The following is a 7,955-nucleotide window of genomic DNA, read 5'->3' as shown; positions in this document are numbered from 1 at the left end:
CCCGAAGCTTTCAAAGCAAACAGACTGTTGTTTGTTCTTCAAAACTTAACTTCTTTCAATAATATGTCATTTAAGCTTGAATAGCTTATCTAAAGAAATTTAGGTGCCTATATCGGTGGTGTCCACCTCTTCCCATTCCGAACAGAGAAGTTAAGCCCACCAGAGCCGATGGTACTGCGGTAACACGTGGGAGAGTAGGTCGGTGCCAAATCTTAAACTGCCTAAAAGCAGATTAACAAGGACCCTTGCAGTAACAACTGTGAGGGTTTCTTCGTTTATATACACCCGGTGTTTTTAATACAAAGATTCTGTGCTGACTTCCGGATAAATATTTTTTATCTTCGCAGCTTAACTCAAACGATTATATTTTGCAAACGCTAGTACAGTTATCATCAGGGGAACTTCAGGGTGCCACTACTTTAAAATTATCTGAAGGCCTCACTGAATTTCCATTGGAGATTTTTTCGTTGGCAGAAACGCTGGAATATCTGGATCTTTCTGGTAATCAGTTGTGCCGTTTACCTGATGATTTCGGAAGACTCAGCAAGTTGAGGGTTTTCTTTGCTTCGGATAATCTGTTCACAAGTTTACCAGACGTTTTAAGTGATTGCCCCGTGCTCAGTATTGCTGGTTTCAAATCTAATCAGATTGAACACATCAGCCCTGCGGCGATTAATGCAAACTTGAAATGGCTGATCCTTACCAATAACCGGATTACTGATTTGCCATCGTCTATTGGTGATTGCGTAAATATGCAAAAGCTGATGCTTGCCGGTAATCAGCTTACTGCATTACCTGAGTCGCTGGTTAACTGCCGGAAGTTAGAGTTGCTGAGGATTTCAGCTAATCGCCTGGATCATTTACCTCAGTGGTTGATTTCAATGCCAGGGTTAGCCTGGCTGGCATTCTCAGGAAATGAAATACAACAAAACGCAACAGGCTTTCCTGATTTAGCAACTATTGATGTTGAACAGATCACCCTGATGAATATGCTGGGAGAGGGTGCCTCGGGTACCATTTACCGCGCTTCTTTACTGGAGGCAGATTTACTGCAGGATGCTGCAGTAAAGATTTTTAAGGGTAATGTAACCAGTGATGGTTACCCACAGGATGAGATGAGGGCATATATCGCTGCTGGTGCTCACCCGGCTATTGTAAAGTTGTTGGGTAAGATTCATTTCAGCCACGAGGACAGAAACGGGGTGGTGATGGAATTGATTCCTCAGGAGTTCTTTAACTTGGGAAGGCCTCCGAGTCTTGACAGTTGTACGAGGGACATTTTTGAAGATGAAGTAACTCTCTCAGCTCAGCAGCTGCTGGAAATTGCAAAGCGAATTGCCGATGTTGGCTTGCATTTGCACAGTAAGGGTATTATTCACGGAGATTTGTATGCGCATAATATCCTGGTTGACCCGTCCGGTAAAACGCTTTTTGGTGATTTTGGCGCCGCCTCCTTTTACAACAGGAGCAATGACGAAACAGCCTTTTCTCTTGAACGGATTGAAGTAAAGGCATATGGCTATTTGCTGGATGATTTACTTTCCATCACCAGAGATGAGTTTGAAGCCTATCAGGCTGTTTGTTTAATCAGAGACAGGTGTTTAGCGATCAATCAAAATGATCGACCAGGCTTTAAGCAAATAGTGAAAGAACTGGGTGTGTTGTGATATTAACTGCTCGCTTCTTCTTTTACCGCTAACTGCCCGCAAGCTGCATCGATGTCTTTTCCACGGCTGCGACGGATATTGGTGGTGATGCCCTGACTCTTCAGGTAGTTTGCAAATGCATCAATTTTATCACCTTCGGCATTCGTGAAATCGGCAAAAGAGATCGGATTGTATTCGATCAGATTGACCTTACAAGGGATATGTTTACAGAACTTTGCCAGATCCATCGCATCAGAAATTTCATCATTAAAATGGTTGAATACAATGTACTCGTAAGTAACCGGGTTCTTGGTTTTTGCAAAATAATATTTTAATGCTTCAGCCAATGATTTTAATGAGTTGGCCTCATTAATCGGCATAATCTCATTTCGCTTTTTATCATCTGCCGCATGAAGTGATAATGCCAGATTGAATTTAACGCCATCGTCGCCAAGTTTCTTGATCATCTTAGCAATGCCAGCCGTAGAAACTGTTATGCGCTTATAGCTCATGTTCAGTCCGTCTGGAGCGGTAATCCGGTCGATAGACTTTAAAACATTTGCATAATTTAAAAGCGGCTCGCCCATACCCATGTAAACAATATTGGTTAGGGGGTTATTATAGTTCTGTTTTGCCTGCTTATCGATTAAAACGACCTGATCATAAATTTCATCGGCATTCAGGTTACGTTTACGATCCATATATCCCGTTGCACAGAATTTACAGGTTAAGCTACAACCAACCTGCGAACTCACACAGGCGGTCATACGGTCTTCAAGTGGGATTAAAACGCCTTCGACAATGTTTCCATCGGCCAGGCGAAAAGTATTCTTGATGGTATGGTCGTTACTGAACTGGGAGTTGTTGACCTGAACAGCATTGATGGTAAAACCTTCATCCAAAGCTTTGCGCAAGTCTTTTGAAAGGTTGCTCATCTCCTCGAAGTTGGTTGCGGATTTTTCCCATAACCACTGATAGATTTGCTTAGCCCTGAACGCAGGTTGTTGCATTGCAACAAGGTGCTGTTGTAATTGAGGCAAATCCAGTGAGCGGATATCGATTTTCTTAGCTGTTACCATTTGCTGCAAAGGTACTCAAAAAGCTTTTAAGCTGAAAGGCGAAAACGGAAAGCAAAGTGTTGCCGCTCAGAATTTTACATTTTAAAGGCTATCTTCCTCTGCCTCTGCTATTTTGTTTTGGTCCGCTTTTGCCTTTAGAGGGACGTGCATTTCTGTTGGTTGAGCTGTTTTTACCTGCAGATTTTGAATTTGAATGACTTGTACTTTTTTTAACGCCTGGTTTCTGACCGGTGTTTTGTGTGCTCTTGATTGTTTTTTTCGGTTTAGATTCCCGAAGTTCGGGGATATCGTCCTGCAGCCCCGGTTTTTTAACCGATGGTTTTTTGCTTTTTGATGATACTTCTGAAGATGATTTCTCAACGCTTTTCATAATGCCGCTCAGTTCATCTTCTGAAAGCTCACGAAATTCGCCCGTAGGGATACCTTTTAAACTGATGTTCATGATCCTGGTACGTTCAAGTTTGGTTACCTCATAACCAAAATGCTCGCACATTCTGCGGATTTGACGGTTAAGTCCCTGGATCAGGATAATGTTAAATACATAGTTACTGACCTGGCGAACTTTACATTTACGGGTATTCACACCCAGGATGGGTACACCGTTACTCATTTCGAAAATAAAGTCTTCGGTAAGCGGCTTGTTTACCGTTACCAGATATTCCTTTTCGTGCTTATTTCCCGCACGAAGTATTTTGTTAACGATATCACCGTTGTTGGTCAGGAAAATAAGTCCCTGGGAATCTTTATCCAGCCGCCCGATCGGGAAAATCCGTTCACTATAATTGACGTAATCTACGATATTGTCTCTTACGTTTGATTCTGTAGTGCTGGTAATGCCAACAGGTTTGTTGAACGCCAGCAACACGAAGCTTGATTCTTCTTTAGGCTCTATATTGTGCCCGTTAACCATCACTTTGTCGCCAGCATAAACCTGGTCGCCAATTTTGGCCCGTTTACCGTTTATAAAAACATTTCCTTTTTCAATAAATCTATCGGCCTCACGGCGCGAACACAGCCCACTCTCGCTGATGAATTTGTTTAAACGGGTAGCCGTATTGTTGTTCATAATGCAATTTTACGGAAATAAATTCTGTATCACTACAAATACACAAAGAACACCAGGTTTTCGCTGATGTTCTTTATATTAATAAGGCTGATCTAAAATTTCTGTTCGTCGGCACTTGGGCCATAACTGCCCGGAATTGGAATATTAAGTAGCCTTAGGTAAACCCCTAATTGTGCACGGTGATGAATAGTTTGACTATAGGCAACCCTGATCATTTCATACTTAGTCATATCTCCGAGAATCTGGTCTCCATTTCTCAGGATCCATTGTTTATCAAATTCACCTTCATTGGCACTTTCCAGATCTTTTTTGCCACTTGAATAACTTTCTTCCAAAATTTGAATCAGATCGGCATTATTGCTCACTTTTTTCTCTTCATATGGAGCAGTGGCAAAGTCCAGTCCATCAGTATTGATTGCTAAACTAATCCAGGAGGGTAGTTCGGCAATGTGGCTGGCCAGCGATTTAAGTTTCATGCTTTTTTCGTGTGGCGCCCAATCAAATTTGTCCTCTGGTACCAGCGTAAGGAATTTTTTTGTGGTATTGAATTCTGATTCCAGTTCTTTCAATAATGCTTTAATAATATCCATTTTCTTTTGATTTAGTTTTTCGATTGTGTTCATTTCCATTAATAATAGATCGGCTATGCTCATGGTTTTAGCGTTTTGTTTCTACAAAGGAAATGGGGGTGAGTGACAACCCTATGGCAGTGTGAAAAAAAGAATTAGTAATTTACGGGTAGCATACTCATATATTCACTTAATGGGATATGTTGTTTTTTAATGAAAGCTTTTTCAATATTTTTCAGGCAGACGATTCTGGTAAGATTAAAATCCCGGTATTGGTTTCTGAAATGGCACCAGGCAATGAGGTGCCAGCTAAAGGCATAGAAAATCAAACCAATAGGTTCTACTTCCCGCAGGCTTGCTTCTTCTTTTGCATTTTTATATTCCAGCCGAAGCATCTGGTTTTCGGAGATGGCATGTTGAATAAGCGAAAGGTATTGGTAATTGAAGGTCAGGCATTCCGGGATCTGCAGTTTAATGTGCTGATTCATCGCCTCTAGCTTTTCTTTTTGAGTGGTTTTTAATACCGCCTTCACTTTAGTGAGTGCTGCAGCATAATGTGAACGGATGGATTGATCTGCAAAACCGTTTACAAGGCGTTCTACCAGCAGGAAGGCATTTGCTTCATCCATATTGAAAGAAACGGGAGGCAGAAAGTATCCCTGAACCAGGAAATATCCTTTGGGCTGCTCAAAGCTAACGGGTATGCCTTGTTCTTGTAAGGATTTGATATCGCGATACACGGTACGCACACTGATTTCGAACCGCTCTGAAATCTTTTCTGCGGTGATGTATTTCCTGGATTAAAGTAAAGTTAATATGCCGAAAAGGCGGTCGATACGGTTCATGTGTTTTGGCTTGATTAAAATTAAAAAAATTACCGGAGATAAGTCGGATGATTATCTATAATTCACGAAGCAATCACTGCAGCTCAGGTCTGTGAGTCTTAATCATATTTCCTTGGTATGTTATTTGTGTGAATGGAGCAGAATTGTCTTATCGTTAAACTTTCGTTTAGATATTGAGACACAATTTTTAGTTCATGGCAGCCGCAATTCAAAAACGATTTTTCAGGGCCGTAAAAGGAAAAGTAATTATAGGATTTTTATTTGCCTGTTTTGCTTTGTTGATGGCTTGGGGAATCAGCAAATTCGCCTTTACGCGGATGTTGAGTACCGTTGAAGAAATTTCTGCGCCAAATGATCGCTTACGCATTGTGAATGACCTGTCACACAAAATTGCCAGACTCGACCAGTTACAGCGTGATGAAGCTTTCAATAAACAAGGTAATTACAACTTTTTAAGGGAATCCAGAAGGTTGAGATCGAGTTTAGATACACTACGCAAACTTTACAGTGACGACTCGCTGCAACTAAAAAGAATCAAATCAATCAAAAATTTACTTGTACAGCGCGATAAACAGTTTATTGCATATTTGCAGGTTCGGGAGACCCTGGTGAATACAAAATCATTTTCTGATGAGGTGGAGAAACTTAATGAACTTGTTGCATCCCGTGCGAGACAAACCGATAGTGCGGTTTTAACCACAGAGATGACTACTTCTACGACTACAGTTGCACCAGAGGAAGAGGAAAAGTCAAGGGGCTTTTTGAGCAAACTTTTCGGAAAGAAAAAAGCTGACGTGTACAAAATCATCAATGAAGAATTTAAGGTAAAACGCGACACGCTTAATGCGAAGGCGGAAGATAGCATTATGAAAAGTATGACTGGCTCATTGAAAAATATTGAGCTGGAACAGCGCCAGAAAAGTCAGAAGTTTTTAAAACGTGAAGCTGATCTATCCAATGCGAGTAATGCGCTAACCAATCAAATTCTGCAGATTTTAAGGGAGGTGGAAGGGCAGGCTGTTGCACAGGTAGACCTTAACGGCATACAGGCAAAGGAGGTGGTAAACGATGGGATTACCCAGATTACAGCCATTATCATTACCTTCTTTTTACTTACTGTGATTTTGTTGTATTTGATTTTGACTGATATTACGAAGAGTAACCGGTATAGAAAGGAATTAGAGCAGGCTAAAGATGAGGCTGAATATCATGGAAAAGCTAAACAGCGGTTTTTATCGAACATGAGCCATGAGATCAGGACGCCTTTACAATCTATTCTGGGTTATGCCGAACTGATCGCGCAGCAGGACTATCCAAATAAAAAGGATGTGAACGCCATATACCACTCTTCGATACACTTGCTTCAGATTGTGAATGAAGTGCTGGATTATAACCGCATTATTTCAGGGGAATTCAAGTTTCATAATCAAGCGTTTAATATCCGTAAAATTCTTGATGAAGTGATATCTGTTGTGCAGCCTTTGGCTGAGCAGAAATCACTCACGCTAAACATTCAATTGGATCTGGGCGATATTGAGTTTGTAAACGGCGATGCTTTCAGGCTGAAACAAATTTTGTTTAACCTGTTGGGAAATGCGGTGAAATTCACTTTGAGGGGCGAAATCAGTTTAACGGTATCGATCAAGAAACAGTTAGATCATTTACACTTCCATTTTACGGTGAAGGACACAGGTATTGGTTTTGAACAAAAAGATATGGAGCGGATATTTAATGAATTCGAACAAATTGAATCTCCGGAGCAATATGTATTGAACCAAACGGGGACAGGATTGGGCTTACCAATTGTTAAATCGTTAATTGAGGCACAGGGAGGTAGAATACACGTAAAAAGTAAACTGGGTTTAGGAACGACATTCAATATTTATTTAACCTACACACAAGCACCAAAGCAAATTGACGACGTATCTGATCCACAGAAATATACAATTGTAAATCAGGGAACAGTTTGGGTGATCGACGATGATAAGCTTATTGTTGATCTTTGCGGGTTGATATTTGATAGACATGGAATTCCTTACAAAAGTTTTAATCAGGTAGCTGATATACTCCGTGAAAGTGTTGATTCGGAATTAAAGTTTGTGTTGATTGATATGCGGCTTCCGGAAATGACTGGTTTAGAGCTTTGCCATATATTGAAGAAGAAGCTGCCAGATACTGTTAAATTTTATGCCATCACCGCGCAGGTTTTACCTGAAGAACGTGAAATGGTTTTGAGTGAAGGCTTTGACGGATTGATTATGAAGCCTTTCCGTGCTGTTGATCTGCTTTCGATTTTTGAGAAGAAGCAAATACCGGAGGAACACGTTGAGTTTGATTTATCATCGCTGGAAAAGATGACTTTCGGTGATCAGCAAATGCTGGAAAAGATTCTTAACCGGTTTAAACAGGATTGTAAGGATGACTCCAGGGAATTAAAAGGGTTGCTGGTTGAAAACAATCGCGATAAGTGCCGTTTAATTGTACATCGCCTTGCAGGCAGGATAGCACAAATGGGTGCTGCTAAGCTGGCAAATGCCTTTCGATTGCTAGAAATCGAAGTAGCGGAAAAGGGCCTGACTGATCATATCAAGACGGAGATGGTCACCCAACTCGGTCAGCTGGACATCCTGATTATTGCGATTGAGCACATGACATTTGTGGTATAAGTTCTCTGAAAAAAAATCGTTATATACTATAACCATAAAATTGTATGTTTGATTAACCACACAATTTAAATCTAAAACCCATTA

Annotated in this window: 6 protein-coding genes and 1 rRNA gene; 3 read left to right on the top strand and 4 right to left on the bottom strand. The window is 40.8% G+C overall.

Features of this window, described 5'->3' with window-relative positions:
• Positions 1–99: 99 nt before the first annotated feature.
• Positions 100–211, top strand: a 5S ribosomal RNA gene (gene rrf / locus AC570I_RS12560).
• Positions 212–368: 157 nt separating this feature from the next.
• The gene (locus AC570I_RS12555) at positions 369–1,667 is read left to right on the top strand and encodes a protein kinase (RefSeq protein WP_497405682.1); all 1,299 of its coding nucleotides are present in this window, start codon (positions 369–371) and stop codon (positions 1,665–1,667) included.
• A gap of 2 nt (positions 1,668–1,669) precedes the next feature.
• Here AC570I_RS12555 and rlmN read toward each other — a convergent pair whose 3' ends face one another.
• The 4 genes from rlmN to AC570I_RS12535 form a co-directional block, all read right to left on the bottom strand.
• Entirely contained in the window at positions 1,670–2,725 is a 1,056-nt protein-coding gene (gene rlmN / locus AC570I_RS12550; protein ID WP_316801550.1) for a dual-specificity RNA methyltransferase RlmN, read from the bottom strand.
• 88 nt (positions 2,726–2,813) lie between these two features.
• Entirely contained in the window at positions 2,814–3,791 is a 978-nt protein-coding gene (gene rluF / locus AC570I_RS12545) for a 23S rRNA pseudouridine(2604) synthase RluF (RefSeq protein ID WP_497405681.1), read from the bottom strand.
• A gap of 92 nt (positions 3,792–3,883) precedes the next feature.
• Positions 3,884–4,444: a DinB family protein gene (locus tag AC570I_RS12540; RefSeq protein WP_082120630.1), complete on the bottom strand. Its 561-nt coding sequence runs from the start codon at positions 4,442–4,444 to the stop codon at positions 3,884–3,886.
• 71 nt (positions 4,445–4,515) lie between these two features.
• Positions 4,516–5,148, bottom strand: coding sequence for a helix-turn-helix transcriptional regulator (locus AC570I_RS12535; protein WP_497405689.1), 633 nt, complete (start codon positions 5,146–5,148; stop codon positions 4,516–4,518).
• A 251-nt stretch (positions 5,149–5,399) separates the two neighbouring features.
• Here AC570I_RS12535 and AC570I_RS12530 point away from each other — a divergent pair, with 251 nt between their 5' ends.
• The gene (locus AC570I_RS12530; RefSeq protein WP_497405680.1) at positions 5,400–7,871 is read left to right on the top strand and encodes a hybrid sensor histidine kinase/response regulator; all 2,472 of its coding nucleotides are present in this window, start codon (positions 5,400–5,402) and stop codon (positions 7,869–7,871) included.
• Positions 7,872–7,955: the final 84 nt, after the last annotated feature.

The sequence above is a fragment of the Pedobacter sp. A2324 genome, assembly GCF_059693705.1.
The sequence above is the reverse complement of the archived record's forward strand: the minus strand, read 5'-3'. Positions and strand labels throughout refer to the sequence as shown.